19 protein-coding genes are annotated in these 14,851 nt (G+C 51.8%); 10 read left to right on the forward strand and 9 right to left on the reverse strand.

What is annotated here, in order from left to right; genetic code table 11:
• Positions 1–225 precede the first annotated feature (225 nt).
• The 5 genes from KGB23_RS04480 to KGB23_RS04500 form a co-directional block, all read right to left on the reverse strand.
• Positions 226–591 carry a hypothetical protein gene (locus KGB23_RS04480; RefSeq protein WP_069971017.1) on the reverse strand — a complete coding sequence of 122 codons (366 nt, stop codon included), beginning with the start codon at positions 589–591 and terminating at the stop codon, positions 226–228.
• Positions 584–2,800: a VapE domain-containing protein gene (locus KGB23_RS04485; protein ID WP_223430058.1), complete on the reverse strand. Its 2,217-nt coding sequence runs from the start codon at positions 2,798–2,800 to the stop codon at positions 584–586. Before KGB23_RS04485 ends, KGB23_RS04480 begins: the two co-directional genes overlap by 8 nt.
• Positions 2,790–3,017: a TraR/DksA family transcriptional regulator gene (locus KGB23_RS04490; RefSeq protein ID WP_223430059.1), complete on the reverse strand. Its 228-nt coding sequence runs from the start codon at positions 3,015–3,017 to the stop codon at positions 2,790–2,792. The genes KGB23_RS04485 and KGB23_RS04490 overlap by 11 nt, the downstream gene beginning before the upstream one ends.
• Entirely contained in the window at positions 3,010–3,528 is a 519-nt protein-coding gene (locus tag KGB23_RS04495) for a phage regulatory CII family protein (protein WP_223430060.1), read from the reverse strand. Before KGB23_RS04495 ends, KGB23_RS04490 begins: the two co-directional genes overlap by 8 nt.
• 331 nt (positions 3,529–3,859) lie before the next feature.
• Positions 3,860–4,117 carry a hypothetical protein gene (locus KGB23_RS04500; protein WP_223430061.1) on the reverse strand — a complete coding sequence of 86 codons (258 nt, stop codon included), beginning with the start codon at positions 4,115–4,117 and terminating at the stop codon, positions 3,860–3,862.
• Between the two features lie 79 nt (positions 4,118–4,196).
• Here KGB23_RS04500 and KGB23_RS04505 point away from each other — a divergent pair, with 79 nt between their 5' ends.
• The 10 genes from KGB23_RS04505 (at position 4,197) to KGB23_RS04550 (ending at position 9,527) form a co-directional block, all read left to right on the forward strand.
• A complete protein-coding gene (locus KGB23_RS04505; protein ID WP_223430062.1) occupies positions 4,197–4,922 on the forward strand; it encodes a LexA family protein in 726 nt (241 codons plus the stop codon).
• A 119-nt stretch (positions 4,923–5,041) separates the two neighbouring features.
• A complete protein-coding gene (locus KGB23_RS04510; protein ID WP_223430063.1) occupies positions 5,042–5,218 on the forward strand; it encodes a hypothetical protein in 177 nt (58 codons plus the stop codon).
• On the forward strand, positions 5,215–5,805 hold the full coding sequence (locus KGB23_RS04515) for a hypothetical protein (protein WP_223430064.1): 591 nt from the start codon (positions 5,215–5,217) through the stop codon (positions 5,803–5,805). Before KGB23_RS04510 ends, KGB23_RS04515 begins: the two co-directional genes overlap by 4 nt.
• Before the next feature lie 9 nt (positions 5,806–5,814).
• Positions 5,815–6,099: a phage antirepressor KilAC domain-containing protein gene (locus KGB23_RS04520; RefSeq protein ID WP_223430065.1), complete on the forward strand. Its 285-nt coding sequence runs from the start codon at positions 5,815–5,817 to the stop codon at positions 6,097–6,099.
• A gap of 25 nt (positions 6,100–6,124) precedes the next feature.
• On the forward strand, positions 6,125–6,265 hold the full coding sequence (locus tag KGB23_RS04525; RefSeq protein WP_223430066.1) for a hypothetical protein: 141 nt from the start codon (positions 6,125–6,127) through the stop codon (positions 6,263–6,265).
• Positions 6,258–6,578: a pyocin activator PrtN family protein gene (locus tag KGB23_RS04530; RefSeq protein ID WP_223430067.1), complete on the forward strand. Its 321-nt coding sequence runs from the start codon at positions 6,258–6,260 to the stop codon at positions 6,576–6,578. The genes KGB23_RS04525 and KGB23_RS04530 overlap by 8 nt, the downstream gene beginning before the upstream one ends.
• 84 nt (positions 6,579–6,662) lie before the next feature.
• A complete protein-coding gene (locus KGB23_RS04535; protein ID WP_223430068.1) occupies positions 6,663–7,112 on the forward strand; it encodes a hypothetical protein in 450 nt (149 codons plus the stop codon).
• Positions 7,109–7,861, forward strand: coding sequence for a DNA cytosine methyltransferase (locus KGB23_RS04540; protein WP_223430069.1), 753 nt, complete (start codon positions 7,109–7,111; stop codon positions 7,859–7,861). The genes KGB23_RS04535 and KGB23_RS04540 overlap by 4 nt, the downstream gene beginning before the upstream one ends.
• 341 nt (positions 7,862–8,202) lie before the next feature.
• The gene (locus KGB23_RS04545) at positions 8,203–8,457 is read left to right on the forward strand and encodes a DUF4224 domain-containing protein (protein WP_223430070.1); all 255 of its coding nucleotides are present in this window, start codon (positions 8,203–8,205) and stop codon (positions 8,455–8,457) included.
• Positions 8,458–8,459: 2 nt separating this feature from the next.
• Positions 8,460–9,527: a tyrosine-type recombinase/integrase gene (locus KGB23_RS04550; RefSeq protein ID WP_223430071.1), complete on the forward strand. Its 1,068-nt coding sequence runs from the start codon at positions 8,460–8,462 to the stop codon at positions 9,525–9,527.
• Here KGB23_RS04550 and KGB23_RS04555 read toward each other — a convergent pair whose 3' ends face one another.
• From KGB23_RS04555 to KGB23_RS04570, 4 genes are read right to left on the reverse strand one after another with little or no spacing between them, the layout of a single operon-like run.
• On the reverse strand, positions 9,528–10,178 hold the full coding sequence (locus KGB23_RS04555; RefSeq protein ID WP_223430072.1) for an HNH endonuclease: 651 nt from the start codon (positions 10,176–10,178) through the stop codon (positions 9,528–9,530).
• Between the two features lies 1 nt (position 10,179).
• Positions 10,180–10,821 carry a hypothetical protein gene (locus KGB23_RS04560; protein WP_223430073.1) on the reverse strand — a complete coding sequence of 214 codons (642 nt, stop codon included), beginning with the start codon at positions 10,819–10,821 and terminating at the stop codon, positions 10,180–10,182.
• Positions 10,822–10,825: 4 nt separating this feature from the next.
• The gene (locus KGB23_RS04565; protein WP_223430074.1) at positions 10,826–13,078 is read right to left on the reverse strand and encodes a sensor histidine kinase; all 2,253 of its coding nucleotides are present in this window, start codon (positions 13,076–13,078) and stop codon (positions 10,826–10,828) included.
• Positions 13,075–14,460: an N-6 DNA methylase gene (locus KGB23_RS04570; RefSeq protein WP_223430075.1), complete on the reverse strand. Its 1,386-nt coding sequence runs from the start codon at positions 14,458–14,460 to the stop codon at positions 13,075–13,077. Before KGB23_RS04570 ends, KGB23_RS04565 begins: the two co-directional genes overlap by 4 nt.
• Positions 14,461–14,851: the final 391 nt, after the last annotated feature.

The following is a 14,851-nucleotide window of genomic DNA, read 5'->3' on the forward strand; positions in this document are numbered from 1 at the left end:
CTACTTTATTTACTCTTTTCTTGTGTATAGAAAGAAAGCCAAAATCACGCGTGCGCGCCATGAGCGCGACTACGTGCCCGCTATGCTTACGTGTGCATGGGGCGGGCAGAGGTTGGACAGTAGGACAGACCAGCAACGACGCGGCCTGCACCTGTCCGACTGCATCAAATGGCAGTCGGACAAGGCCGGAAAGTAGGACAGCGGCACGCGGAGTGATGCCAGGGTTCATGCAGCCTTCCCCATCAGCATGCCCTGAATGAACTCATGAGCTTCGTGCAACCGCATGTAGTAGGTTCGAGAGCTGCATGCACAGTGCAGTAGCTTCTGCGAAAGGAAGCTTTCCTGGTTGCAATAGTGCTCCAACACAACCAAGGCAAGCCGGGGCGGCAAGTGCTTGTGAACAATCAGCTCGATATCCGCCGACTCATCCAACAGCACCCGACTGCCTCGAGTCCCACGTATCAGCTCGCCCTTGCACTCCATCAACATGGCGATCATGTTGCCGCCAGTCGATCCGCCGTAGGTCACAGTCATCGGCGAATGCAGATCCTGCGCCCAGAGCTTGAGCATCTCATCAATTCGCTTAATCAAAGCACGGCTCCTCTACCAGTGGCGCCTGCAACGCCGACACACGCCCCCAGGTCGCGGGCTTCTGATAGGCCCATTGCCGGATGCCGCTCTTTGCCAACGCCGGCATGCGCTTCTTCCGCCAGCCCAGACGATGCATGATCGCCCCGACCCGCATCTGCTCCGGCTTGCCCCAATGGCCATAGTCCAACTTGAGGGCTTGGGTCAGAATCTCGTTGCCGGTGGCGGTTTCACCGATCTGCGACTCCTCCAACCAACTCAGGATCGGCCCTTCCCACTCGTCCACAACAAAGCGCTCGTCCTGTGCCTCGGCGAACATCCAAGACTCGTCCTTCGTCACCCACCAGATATCGCCGGCCTCGAAGCAGAACACCGCTTCAGCCCACAGCTGGTCGCGAATCTCACGCAGCGTTTCCAGGTCAACCTTGTTGCAGAACACTGGCCAGTAACGCCGGTTACCAGTGGCGTCCTTGAGGTATTCCTCTTGGTTGGTGGTGCCCACGAACACACACTGGCGTGGTACGTCGTTCGTTCTGCGGCCGTAGCTTTCGCGGTAGGTATCAGTAGATGCAGAGAAGAACTGCTTGGCCTTGGTGCTTTCAGCCTTGTTGAAGCTGTCCAGCTCCCCCAGTTCGACGATCCACTTGCCGCGAATCGCCTGGAAGCTGTCCTTGTCGCCTAGGGCAAAAGGGGTATCCATGAACCACTCGCCACCGAGAATGCCCATGGCCGTGGACTTACCTTCACCCTGCCCGCCTTCAAGGATCATCACCGAATCCGCCTTGCAGCCAGGACGCATCACCCGAGCCACCGCCGAGATCGGCCAGCGCTTGCCGACTTTGGCCGAGTATTCGTTGGCCTGGACCCCAAGCACGTCCGTCAACCAGGTTTCCAGCCGAGGCACACGATCCCATTCGAGCTTTTCCAGATACTCACGCACCGGGTGAAAAGAATGATCGTGGGCAACCACGCTGACCGCCTCGATCACATGGGACGCTTTGACTCGCAGGTTGTATTGCTGCGCGAGCCACTTCATCACCCGCATGTCATCGATGTCGGCCCAGTCGCCAGCACCGCCGCCAAAGGGCGCCGACCGCAGTTTGACGATCTTGGAGCTGAACACGCTGTAACCAATGACACCTGCCCAGCGCTCGTCATTGCCCAAGATCAGCTCGACGTTTTGCATGTGCGCAATCAAAGAGCCGTTTTCGGTGCGAGCAAGTTGATCCTTCCAACCACCAGCTGCAGGAGGTTTGACCACCGCCAACACCTGGCGGCGGACAGCCTCCAAACCTTCAGCAATGTGCAGATCGTTGAAGTCAGTCCACTTGATTTCGCGCTCGCCCGAGAAGACTGGCGCGACTACCTGGCCACCGACGATCAACGCAGCATTGTTGGCTTTTTCCTCACCTGGGTTCCACGGATCGCCATTCGGACGCTTCGTCTTCCAGTCATCATCCCGACAGAGGATCAGCGGGCAACCGGGGTAACGCTCCCGCATGGCCTTGGAGACAGGTAGCAAGTTGCCCGCATCGAAGGCAATTGCGACCGTCAGAGAGGTCGCCATGTGCAGACTGGCGCCTGTGGCGTAGCCCTCGCACACGAGTACTGGCTCCCCAGGCTCGGGGTACGGACCGATCAAATGGAAAGCGCCCTCTTTCGACATGCCGTAGGGCCAGTAGGCTTTGTCGCGACCGGTGTCTTCTTGCTTTGCCGGGAAGATCACCTGTAGGCCGACGATCTGATCCCGCACGTTGCACATAGGCACCAAAAATGCGCCGGTACGTGGCGCATAACGAACCTTGAACCCAACGATCTGCTTTCGATCCAGGTAGGCGCTCTTGCCCTTTTCCGGCATGCGCTTGAACAAGCCGGCTGCACGGTTGGCTGCTCGCCGTGCCGCGTTGGCCGCTACCTCTGCGGCCTTACGCTTGGCGTCTTCCTGCCGGGCACGCATGACTTCGCGCTCTTCGGGACTCATGCGCCCGGCCTTCACCTTGATCTTTTGCGACTCGCCCGAGCGCCAGTCACCGAAGCTACCGAAGATCAGCGTTTCGTTCTTCTCAGTGCGATGCTCGTGGACGACGTACCAGCCGTTTTTCTCCTTGCCCTTGTCCTGGGCGGTCTTGCACCTGGTGAGCTTGCCAAAGATCAGCGGCTGTTCTGGCTCAAGCCCGTAGTCTGCAAATTGATTCAATACCTCATCGAGCATGCCGGACCTCCCGCGCTTCATCGACGGACTGACAGATAACGCACTGGGTGCAACCCGGCAGAGCCAATCGACGCGGCTCTGGAATAGGACCGTCGCAGCCTTCACAGAACAGAAATGAATGCGCCGCCAAGGCAGGCTTGGCGGCGTTCCGTGCAGCCAGCGCCTGATCTAGACGCTCCTGCACCAGGTCGTTAGCAAAATCAGCAATGTCAGCCACGATCAACACCCCGCGTCGTCTGATTGACATAGGTGGCGCGGTTGAACATCCCCAGCAACCCTTGAATGCCGCGAAACACCTGCAGGCGAATCGCTGCCAGTTCGTGGTCCGTCACCACACCGTCGCCGATGCTCTTGGCCCATGTCTCAGCCAAATCAGCGACCTGCCGAAAATACTCAGCAATGCCGGTGGTCAAGGTCTCAGGCATGTCGTTGGTGTACGCCTCGGCCAACTCCTGCCAAGTCGTATCCCCGACCAGCGCATGCACCGCATCCAGAATGCGGCGGTCCTTGGTCAGCTCCAGGATCTCGCCAAACTCCTGAATGTTCACCGTGTGGCTGGGGTGGGTTGGAGACAGCTTGTGCTGCAGCGTGGTGGCGTTTCTACCGGTGGTAGCGGCAATTGCAGCGGCGCCGCCGGGATAGTCCCGAGCAGCATGGTAAAGCGCTAGATCGAGCGGCAGGACTTCCCGCTGCGCCCGTTCTACACAACTCAGAGCGATTCGGCTCATGGCATTAATCCTTGAAAGTTGCCAGTGCCTCACGACATGTAGTGGTGATACATTTGTCGTGTGGCTTGAAGTGCCCAAAAGCCGGCGAGGTCCTTAAAGACCAACACCGGCACCGTGCCGAGGCGAACGATCCGTCGTTCACCTCTGGCGCAACAGCTGCCCAATCTGTGGTGGAAAAGGCAGCAACACCAAGGCATCCATGCCTTGGAAACGCGTTGAAGTTCAGTGGTTCGCATGTGGTGTGCCCGCTTTACCTTCAGCGCGACCCGACAGCACTGTGGTGGTGTGTGCCGGGAGGAACTGGGCGACCCTTGGGTCGCCTTTTTTCTTTCTATGCAGCAGCTTTTTGCGGGGTCGACGCATGGAGCAACCAAGCGGCATCAAATGCGTTGCCCTTTTGCTTCGCTGCAATCGCCAAAAGCGTGGCGTATTGGGTTTCACCGGTGTAATCGGTTCGCGGCAGGCTGGCTGCAAGGCGCCATTTGTTCAGTGCCTGGTAGCTCCGGTTGCACACCTTGGCGGCAGCACCAATGCCCCCCACGGCTTCAAAAGCGAACGCGATAGCATTTGGAAAGTCTGACGGGTTCAATTTTCGGCCCTCTATTCAACTGTTGGTTGATAGTAAAGGTCAACTGACGGATTAGCAACTTCTATGTGATCATCAACTCATGATTGATAAAGAAAACTTGCGTCACATGTTTGCCGAGAGGCTCCACGCCGCCCTAGACGCTAACAACGTCCGCAAGCATGGGCGAGGCGCTGACGTGCTCAAAAAACTGAAGACCAAAGGGGTCATCAAGACGCCCCAGGCAGTTAGCAAATGGCTAAATGCTGCAGCTATGCCAGAGGTCGATAGCCTCACTGCATTATCTGATTGGTTGGGTGTACGCAGAGAGTGGCTTGAGCATGGAGTAATGCCTGTTTTCCCCGATGAAGCGCCTCCTAGAAGTGTGCCCAGTAATGTGGACAGTGTGCGGACCATCGATTCTAAAATGGGTAAGGTCCCGCTGATTTCTTGGGTTCAAGCCGGTTCGTGGTGCGAAATGGGCGCCAGCGTCGAGTCCTTCGACGCAGAGCTTTGGCTCCCCTGCCCGGTCAATATCAGCAAATCCGGGTATGCATTACGCGTCGTTGGTGACTCCATGACCAACAACGGCCCTGGCAGAAGTTATCCTGCAGGCTCGGTAATCTTTGTCGACCCGGAGCTTGCTGTAAACAATGGTGACCGGGTCATAGCAACATTACCTAGCACCAACGAGGCGACCTTCAAAGTCTTGGTGCAAGACGCTGGAAAGCACTACCTGAAGCCTATAAACCCGCAATATCCGATCATGGAACTCACTGAAGAAATGCAGATTTGCGGGAAAGTCATCGGCACCTTCACCCCTGAATGAGCCTTTCCTGTCCCTTAGGCCGGACAGAACGACAACTAAATTCACCTATCAGTTGTTGACTTGATTTAACCGATGGTTGATATTCGCCTCACTCTTCCACCACAGAGCGAGGCAATACCATGCACACCACAGCCACCCTGCATGTCCATCCGACTGCTGATGAACCCTTCCGCATCCTCGAAGTTCGCCGCATTGCACGCAATTGCGGCTGCACCTTCATCCCTAGCAAATCCAAGCCGCAAGCCCTTACCGCACCAACTCCGTTCGATCCGAATGACGGAGGCCGGGCAGCATGAGCAAGTTCAAACTCGACAACCGCACCCTGCAACTGCTCAACGCCCAGGTCAATCTGAGCGGCACCTTCAACCACGTACTCAGATCGCCCCCAAAGCGCGAATCCCTGGCGTTCCGCCTAAAGGTTGAACGGAGCGCGTCGGACACCCTCTTTGTTATCGAGCCGGGCAGCGAGCGGCACACGCTCACTCTGCCGAATGAAAAGAAGATGCACCTCAAGCTGGCGGACTTCATTGAAGAGATCGTCAACGGTCCGCTCGACACTACCGATATAGCCGATCTGCAAAGCATTCCGCACGCAAGCCGCCAATATGCCCGGTTCGATTTCGAGCATAAGCAGCGGGTCTTCGAGTTGGTGCGATCCGGCGGTGTAGTGAGCCTCGACATGGGTTTTGAACTGCCGATTCATGTCGCGATCCATCGAACCCAAACACGCCCCGGCGTCACCACCATCATGAGCATCGGCGTGAAACGCCCGCGTACTAAGTGCTTCACCGTGTGCGGTACCGATGTAGAAATCTACGAAAAGGTTGCCGAATCCATCAACCACCTAGCTGCCGTGGCGACTCCCGCCGCGCATGCCGCTTAAGGAGGATCCATGGATCGCACCCTCGCACAAGCCGCCAAACACCTAGGAATCACCCGACCCAAGCTGATCAGCCTCATGCGGGAAAAGGCGCTGCTCAATGAGCAGAACCTACCCACCTATCCGAATCGGGATCGCGATTACCTGGGAGTAAAAAACGGTCACTGGTATCACGAGAAGCTCGGCATGCAATACAGCCAATCAACACGGATAAAACAAGTCGGTATTCGCTGGCTCGCCGATCAACTGGGGCTGAACCTACCAGAAATCCCGGTAGATAACCGTGACGTGGCCTAGGGAGTATGCCCGCCAGATCGTCGCCATGCACACACGCGAGGAGCGCAATGCAGCGCTCCTTGAAGTGCCTGAGCATCTGCGGGAACTGACCAAGCGCCACTGCCTGAATGCCTGGAATCACCCATCACGACTTAAACGCAAGGAGGCCGAGCAGCAGCATGAATAACGCCAACCAAACACCCCTACGACTTCTTCCCGCGCCGGATAGCTCCACCGTCGAGATGCTGCACCACCTCTTCGGCGACGTGCTTATCCCTCTCGAAAAGCTGCGCGTGCACTACTTCAAGAACCTCAACGAAAAGACCTTCACGGAGGCGATCAACAGCGGGCGGATTCAACTCCCGGTGACAACCATCGACGAAAGCGTGAAGGCATTGAGGTATGCCCATATCAGGCACGTTGCCGCCTTGATCGACATCCGAGCCTACAAGGCAGATGAAAACATGCCGCGACCGTCAAACGACAAGCCGGAGGCGTGAAATGCCTCCCGATCCTGAAAACGAATAAACAACCAACAATCGGCTGCCACCACCAGCCAAGCGAAACCACCAGGAGCACACCACATGACCGCAATACAAATCTGCGCATTGATCGTTCTGATCGTACTTTTTGGCCTCACCTATTGGGCAGGCTATCGCGGAGGTCTGATCGATGGCTGCATCGAAGGCATCGACGAAGGCAAGGCTATTCAACAGTCGGATAACTCGGAGACGATCCGCAGCCTGCAGCTTTCGCTTGACCAGGCCCAGGTCAATCACAAGCAAATGTACTCACACTACGAGCGCGCGCTGGCTGCCTCGAAACTGGGGGAACCAGCGCGCCAGACCCTACTGGAAATCGCAGAAAAACTGCGAATCGCGGCTGAGACGTTCAGCGCATTCCGCACCGGCAAAAAACTCGAACGCGAAACCCGCTCTCTGCACGACCAAGCACTTGCCCTCGCTGCTCTGCTGGAATCATCAAACGAATCTGGGCACACCGATGTGAAGCACATCGCTTTGGAGGTCGCGTGAATGAGCTGGCTCTTTTCGCAGGCGCTGGTGGCGGATTACTCGGCGGCAAACTGCTGGGATGGCGCACCGTCTGTGCCGTTGAGCGTGATGCCTACGCCGCACAAATTTTGGCGCAACGACAAACCGATGGATTGCTCCCGGCTTTCCCTATTTGGTCTGACGTGTGCAGTTTTGACGGTCGACCATGGAGAGGCCTTATTGACGTGGTTTCGGGAGGATTCCCTTGCCAGGACATCTCGGCTGCCGGGAACGGGCTGGGTCTCGCGGGTTCTCGCTCCGGCCTATGGCGGGAAATGGCAAGAATTACCGATGAGATACGACCACGTTACCTTGAGCTGGAGAACTCACCATTGCTTGTGGGAAGAGGACTTGCCTTGGTTCTCGGTGACATTGCCAAAATGGGGTATGACGCTTGGTGGGGTGTTATGGGAGCGGCTGACTTCGGAGCCCCACACCAGCGAGACCGGATCTGGCTCATTGCAGAAGACACCAGCCAGAAAATGGCCAACTCCCGTAGCGAGCATGTCAAAAGGATCCTCCCCTGCCGCGCTGACTCGCAAATCGGGGGCAGACCGATCGAACGATCGCCTCGATCACGCCGTGATGGCATTGGATGGTGGTCATCTGAACCCGGAATGGGTCGAGTGGCTGATGGGATGGCCTATCGGGTGGACCGACTTAAAGCCCTTGGCAACGGACAGGTTCCAGTCGTGGCTGCGAGAGCATTCGAATTGCTCTCCACTAGCTGACAAGGAGGTCGCATGAAAACTCGTTCACGGCTTCAAAAAGACCAGCTTAGCACTCCAGCACCAGAGGAAAGCGCCATGAGGCTAAACCCGCATACTCAGAACTTGAGCGCTTTACTCTGCAGCGATGCCTGCGTCGACGCGCGTAAAACAAACAGTCTCTGCTGCGCAGCAGTAGGCATTACTACCCCTCTCGGCGCCACAGCCGAGGCATCTGTACCCCACGAAAAGCTGCGCGAGGCAGCCACATCAGATGCAACGCTAATCGCTCAGAATCGCCCGCCCGCGCAGCCTGTTTTGAGGTGTAAGCAGATACACAATGGTGCCAGCGCACAGGAGGCAACATGACCAGGGAAAACACGTTCCAGCAACCGAGCGAGACGCTGACAGAAGATGAGCTGGCCACCATTACGGGCTACAAGATTCCATCCTGCCAACGTCAGTGGCTGCAACGCAACGCTTGGGAACACGTGCTCACAGCCGCACAACGCCCCGTTGTAGGCCGTATGTACGCCCGCCTGAAGCTAGCCGGGGTGAAACCATCAGCAACCAATGCTGTAGCTGAAACCTGGTCCCTTGATCTCTCACGTGTAGGTTAACGATGCGCCAGAAGAAAGCCGCAAACCGGGATCTGCCGCCACGGATGATCCGCCGTAGCCGCAAAAGAAAGAACGGCAGTACCTGGGTGGGCTACTACTACAACGGTCGGGACGCCGAAGGGAAACGGGTCGAAATTCCACTCGGCGGCGACCTCGATGAGGCCAAAGTCGAATGGGCGCGCCTGGATCGCAAAGCCACACCCAAGCCTGCCCACCTAATGGGCAGGCTATTCGACGACTACGAAGAGAAGGTCATTCCAGGATTGAAGCCCGGCACCCAAAAGGACTACCTCAAAGGCCTCAAACAGCTACGCAACGCCTTCGAGTCAGCCCCCGTCGACGCAGTCACCCCACAAGTGATTGCCCAATATCGTGACGCCAGGACAGCAAAGGTACGTGCCAACCGCGAGATCGCCTTGCTCTCCACCATATTCACCTTCGCCCGCGAATGGGGACTGACCGAAAAAGCCAACCCCTGTGCCCGACTGCGCAGGAACAAAGAGACACCCCGCGACTTTTACGCAGGCCAAATCGTTTGGGATGCAGTGTACGCAGAGGCACCGCCCGAGCTGAAAGACGCAATGGACCTGGCCTACCTGACCGGCCAGCGCCCTGCTGACGTGCTTAAAGCATCGACTGCCGACCTCAACAACGGATTCCTGATGATAGGCCAGGGCAAGACAGAAAAACGCCTGCGCATCCGCCTACACGACGGGACAGTAATATCAAACCTCAGCACCTTTCTCGACACCCTGCTTGAGCGAAAAGCCATGGCTGGCATCAGAAGCTCAAGCCTGATCACCAACCAGGCAGGCCTGCGAATGAGTTACGCCATGTTGAGAAACCGCTGGGATGAAGCCCGGGAGAAAGCAGCCACGAAGGCCATTGCCGAAGGCGATGCAACGCTTGCCACCGCAATCCGCCAGTTCCAATTCCGTGATATCCGGCCAAAAGCCGCCAGCGAAATCGACGACATTGGTCATGCCAGCCGGCTGCTTGGTCATTCTACGCAGGAGATGACGAAAAAAGTTTATCGCCGAGTTGGCGAAATCGTATCCCCTACAAAATGACTATTGAGACTCCGGCTTGTGCAAAATATTTAATGCTTCTGTTAATAAGTTTTTGACTTCGCGAAGAGAAACGGCCATTGCACAGGCAGTTTCTTTATCAAAATCTTTGTTTTGCATGTAACGAACTAAATGTTCAAGGTCCTGATCAACAACTGCATTTAGCTGCAAAGCTTTGCTCAGAATATTCCTTTTACGCCTAAGCTGTATTCTTGACTCCCTATTAAGATGCAAAAGCTCAAGCATGTACTTTGCAACCAACCCCTTGGTTATTAGCTCTCCCGACGAATCAACTTCAAAATAGTTAGAAAGCTGTTCTTGAAAAGGGTCAATAAATCCAGCAACACCATCATGAGAAGCATGAGCATGGAAATAGGTTTTAGTTGGCCAGTTCTTTGACTTGAAAATATTGCACTTCGAACATGAAAACACCAAGTTATTGGGGTCGTTTTTCAATTCAGAAAAATGCGCAAACGGCCGGAAATGATCAATATGAAACCCTTCATGCCCATGTTCAGAAAGCAACGCATCACAATAAACGCAGCGATCCTGACAGTCTGTTTTTACTTCATTATAATAATAGCTATACCCATAGTAACTTCCGTTTCCTTTTTTAGTATACGGATCACGCCTAGTAAGCATTGGGTAGAACATGTTAGATTTTACCAGCTAATAATAGTTCTATTTTTTTTAGAACGAGCTCTTGATCGTCCAGTTTTTTCTTTAATTCTGCGGTCATTGTTGACTCTTCAATGGCGGCTGGAACCTCTCGCCAAAACTTCAACTCATCAAGCTCTTTAGATTCAAGTTCTGAAATTTCAGATGTGACATATTTCCTGAGCAGATCCGTGAAGCGTTGCTCCCTCTCATTTAAAATTTCGCCGTAGGCATCCATATGGCGAGCCATACGCCTTGTAGCACTGTCCAAAGCTGCGCCGCCATCAGCGAAATCATCCTTGCTTAGGACATACTCAACACTTTGTAGGTTCTCATCGATTTCTTCAGGGTGGTTACTGAGAATATAAATAGGAATTTTATTATCAAGCTGCCTATAAGCTTCAGCTAATTGACTTCCAACATAGTCAGCTGTACCTGCGACTTCAAGATGTTCATCGACCACGATAGATGCGATTCTTGCGCGCATTCCGCAGATAAATTTAAGCATCAGAGGTAAGGTTGGTTCGGGAAAGGAGCAAACAACCTCTATACCCGCCGGCAGTTTTTTCCGCAGTACTCGACCGTAAGAGTCAAGGGCACCTTGTTCCTCATCAATATAAAGAACGATATTCTTTTCCATCAGATTAACTCCTGGCGTTGGCCGTAGCAGGAATCTCAAGTAAAAACTCGGCGCCACCTAGCCTTCCATTAGATAATGCTTTTATACTTCCACCTGCATGATTCTCTACAAAGCTCTTAACTATCGCTAATCCCATCCCTGTGCCCTCAACCGATCCTTTTCTGTCCAAGCGAGTGCTATACATTGGCTGAAAAATCTGTTCTTCCGTGCCGGACTCTAAACCGAATCCGCTATCAGCGAAACTGATGATAGTAAAATCAGACACCTCGGTTATCTCTATCGAGATAACCCTCTGCCCTATGGGTGTTTTCTTTAGAGCCCAAATAGAGTTAGAAATTAGATTCACAAAAATACTTTCTAAGTCTATCTCGAATGCTACAATTTTCCGTTTGGTTTCACATTTTACGTGAGATTCAATATTTTGCCTTTCCAGCGAAGCGCTCAGAGCTTTAAATACTCCGGAAGCAACATCTCCAACATGAATAGCTTTGCGCTTCCTTTTATCAGGCTTTATGTTACCAAGAGCGAACGAGGCAAAATTCCTTACAAATCCCGTACTGGAAATTATAGTATTCAAACAACTGGAAAACTCCTCGTCATATGGGGGAGTCAGCATAAACGTGCCTTGTTCAAAACTGTCCTTAAGGTTCTTGGCGTTTACTAGCGAGAGATTTGTAAATTCTTTTGCCTCATGGCCGAAACAAACCGTGAGAATTCCCAAAGAGGCTAGATTCGCCAATGTATCTTTCTCTTGCTCCAGTTCTTCGGCCTTTTTCTCTAGATGTATTTCTAGTTCATTTGATCGAGCAGCAGCCTCCGCTAGCCGTGACTCAACTTCAACAATTCTGTTGAGTAAAGTTTCAGGCTCTGAAGATTCAGTACCGATGATGGGCTCAGGTCGAGAAAGTCTGTCTTTAAGCGCTTCCACTACTTTCGTCGTATCAGCAATAGCTTTTTTCGCTAAAGTCTTTTTCTCCTCAGTGTCTGAGCCTTCATCCTCCTCACGAGCGACTAGATGTGCGTACATCTCAAATTTTTCAATAATTTTCACGCAAAAAGCACGCATATCGAAAAATGCTTCTGACTCAACAATACCTTCCCTGTTGGTCTGATCCTCTAAAAGTGGGTTGGCTTGACGACCGATAAACACGGCACCAATAACCTGATGCGGGCCAACTTTCCAACCTCCCTGCTTTACCCCACCAGGGCTTCTTGCACGGCGTATACCCAAGTCGAGCCAATCACCTTTTCCAGTGGGCTCCCCGTAGGGCCGAACTCTAAATCTGTCTCGATAAATTCGAATTCCTTGGTTGGCGTTCATAAATTCCCGCCAATTTCTTTTGGTAAAATCAATATTTTTTAGGCCAGGCGCATCCCAAGGAATGAAATACATTTTTAACTTCAAGGGACCCGATATTGGATTAACGGGGCGATCTTTAATCCAATTCCGCCATTGCTCTGATTCGATTTTAAACTCCCTACCATCTGCTCCATATTTAAAGCTAGCATTGACGATATCGCCATCAAACTCTGCATCAACGACCCATCTTGCATACTCTACAGCTGAAATACTGGAGACCTTCCCATCAATTTCAGGGAAGCCGGAAACGATAGAGATCGAAAAATCATCTACATTGTCAAATGGCGAAATTAATAATGAAAGTTCCTTCTTTAGATCCGCTAAAAAATCTAAATTCCAATCATCTTTCAGACCTTGAAGTATTATTCTAGTACCACTATTTTTTTCACAACTAGGGAAAACCCCATAACCATCTTCTATAGGGCTAGTGGTTTTATATATTTTGTGCTTTATCTGAGACAGAGGCTTATCTGCATTCTCGTAAACCTCCCACTCTATTTTTAGCTCGAGCGCACTCTCATCAAGTTCTTGTTTTGTCTGAAGGATTAATGTTTTACACAGTCTATCTGCGCCGAGTCGTCCCAATCCCTTCGCACCAGTAAAAACACGCAAGCTTCCTGATATATCTTGCTGTGTCTTATGACTAGTACCTATGATCAGCCAGTTTTCCTTAATATCGTCATATGACATGCCTTCGCCATCGTCATCTATTATCAAAGATCTGAGACCGTCTTCAGTTCTTGTGAAAGTCAGAATAACGTTTTTTGAATCAGCATCGTATGAGTTCTTAATTAACTCTGAAATCGCAACCATAGAGCTTGAGATACTCTGACGCCCCAGCTGTATTGGTAAGCGAGCGGCAATCTCAAACGGCAGTTCATCCAGCAATTCTCTCATACGATCCTCCATGGTATCTCTGATATGGCTGATACAGTTAAATGCCTGCAGCGGATTCTATTATTTAAATAATCATTTACATAGTCTTCGCTGAAAAGCCTTATTAGCTTCCGACAATTCTCTATATCGTCGTTTTTGGGGGTGAGAACGATAAGATGATTCTCAACAGCGACCAGCCTTTTCCCCAATATGAGTGTTGGCACTGCCCTATACCGATCTCTCGGGCCAGAAGTTCTTCTTATTGCAATAAAAGGCGGTTGAAAAACCCTTCCAAGAAATTTTCTACTCTCAGGAATCTTACTAATCTCACCCCATCGGGGCAAAATTTTTGGATGAATATAGGCGTACAGCTTTCCTTCTTGAGGATCCCTGTAGGGTACGACTGCACCAACCGCCACATTAAATAAATCGCAAACTTTTAGTTCACCCGCACTTTCTCTTACTTCGGGCAATTGCCAATAAATCTCACTTTGCGAATCCTTACCGATCAGTCCGCTAAGCAAAAATATATCAATGTCTGTTTGTTTATCAAATCTACCCTCAACTGACACTTTGGTATTATTTATATTTCTCGCGACATTCCCCCGCCACGCCTCAAATCTACTGCCACTTCTGAGCACATCAGGCAAAATCGCCGCGACAGAACATCCGTCATTCAACGCTAGTGAGAGTTCATAGTAGTATATAGCCGCGTTGTTTATTTTCCCACTTGCCCAATCATATTTAGCTATAACTTTTGAGTTATTGTAGGGCGGATTCAATGCTAAATGAGTAGCCTTGGAAATTATTTCTTTTTCCTCCAGACAATTACCCACATGAACATTCACCAACAACGCCAATAGATCAGCTAAACTTTTATCTGGCTTTGCTCCACGGACCAAACTTTCCAAAACGAGCCTGAGTTTTGTGCAATATACGAACTGAGGAAATATGTCGATACCACAGAGTTGCGATCCCCATTTTTTAAGAGTTTGACTAGCGGAGCTCATAATAGGCAAATTTCTTGACGCGGCAACCAGCAAACTTCCAGACCCGCACGTAGGATCCACGACGAAAGAATTTTCATCGATAGGTACGTTGAAATTATCAATTGCTTTTTTTGCTAAAGCATCACTAGTGAAGAAAACTCCCGACTCTCGTAGTGTTGCTATATCAATAAGTTCTCGTACTTTGGCGGCTGTAACATTGCTGTGGTTGGCATAAGCAGAATTGGAGTCGTGTTTCCACAAGTGAAAGATTTGCTCAAGTTTAACATTGTATTCTGCAAAGCCTTCCATTTGTTCCCCATCATGAAGCTGTTCAGTTTCGTCAATAAATTCAGTTACTTTATAACTACTTTTCGCATTAGCGGCACATTTTGGTCTCTTATAGCACCCATTCATACGGTCACTGAGACTTATTGATCCCTAGAGTCACCGTCAAACTGAGAGGCCTGCCCGAATACGTCTAATACGTGGTTCAAAATGGCTCCCAACACGAATATACAGTAGTGCCTGATGCGCACACGAGCATGATCTGCACGCAGAGCAGGGCCTGAGAGGCAATTTTCACAAAAGACAAAAACCGCTCGGGAGGCCTAGGTACATTGATCTGCGTCTCTACGCTCTCCACCTGCCCCCACCCGCCCGCCTACTTTTTCATTTTTCAGACCTTGATTATGGCGAAAAATGCGTCTGTTCCGTATGCAGTTGCGGAACACCATCAAAAAATTGCGGAACACCTCAGTTTCCTGAGGACAATAAAAAACCCCGTAGATCGTTGATCTACGGGGTT

It is taken from the genome of Pseudomonas sp. GL-B-26 (assembly GCF_019947405.1).
Taxonomy (GTDB): domain Bacteria; phylum Pseudomonadota; class Gammaproteobacteria; order Pseudomonadales; family Pseudomonadaceae; genus Aquipseudomonas.

Excerpts from the sequence above, each read along its gene's own strand:
- KGB23_RS04515 (WP_223430064.1), top strand. The coding sequence starts at position 5,215 with ATGAGCAAGTTCAAACTCGACAACCGCACCCTGCAACTGCTCAACGCC.
- KGB23_RS04510 (WP_223430063.1), top strand. The coding sequence starts at position 5,042 with ATGCACACCACAGCCACCCTGCATGTCCATCCGACTGCTGATGAACCC.
- KGB23_RS04545 (WP_223430070.1), top strand. The coding sequence starts at position 8,203 with ATGACCAGGGAAAACACGTTCCAGCAACCGAGCGAGACGCTGACAGAA.
- KGB23_RS04505 (WP_223430062.1), top strand. The coding sequence starts at position 4,197 with ATGATTGATAAAGAAAACTTGCGTCACATGTTTGCCGAGAGGCTCCAC.
- KGB23_RS04520 (WP_223430065.1), top strand. The coding sequence starts at position 5,815 with ATGGATCGCACCCTCGCACAAGCCGCCAAACACCTAGGAATCACCCGA.
- KGB23_RS04535 (WP_223430068.1), top strand. The coding sequence starts at position 6,663 with ATGACCGCAATACAAATCTGCGCATTGATCGTTCTGATCGTACTTTTT.
- KGB23_RS04530 (WP_223430067.1), top strand. The coding sequence starts at position 6,258 with ATGAATAACGCCAACCAAACACCCCTACGACTTCTTCCCGCGCCGGAT.
- KGB23_RS04570 (WP_223430075.1), bottom strand. The coding sequence starts at position 14,460 with ATGAATGGGTGCTATAAGAGACCAAAATGTGCCGCTAATGCGAAAAGT.
- KGB23_RS04565 (WP_223430074.1), bottom strand. The coding sequence starts at position 13,078 with ATGAGAGAATTGCTGGATGAACTGCCGTTTGAGATTGCCGCTCGCTTA.
- KGB23_RS04555 (WP_223430072.1), bottom strand. The coding sequence starts at position 10,178 with ATGTTCTACCCAATGCTTACTAGGCGTGATCCGTATACTAAAAAAGGA.
- KGB23_RS04495 (WP_223430060.1), bottom strand. The coding sequence starts at position 3,528 with ATGAGCCGAATCGCTCTGAGTTGTGTAGAACGGGCGCAGCGGGAAGTC.
- KGB23_RS04485 (WP_223430058.1), bottom strand. The coding sequence starts at position 2,800 with ATGCTCGATGAGGTATTGAATCAATTTGCAGACTACGGGCTTGAGCCA.
- KGB23_RS04550 (WP_223430071.1), top strand. The coding sequence starts at position 8,460 with ATGCGCCAGAAGAAAGCCGCAAACCGGGATCTGCCGCCACGGATGATC.
- KGB23_RS04525 (WP_223430066.1), top strand. The coding sequence starts at position 6,125 with ATGCACACACGCGAGGAGCGCAATGCAGCGCTCCTTGAAGTGCCTGAG.
- KGB23_RS04560 (WP_223430073.1), bottom strand. The coding sequence starts at position 10,821 with ATGGAAAAGAATATCGTTCTTTATATTGATGAGGAACAAGGTGCCCTT.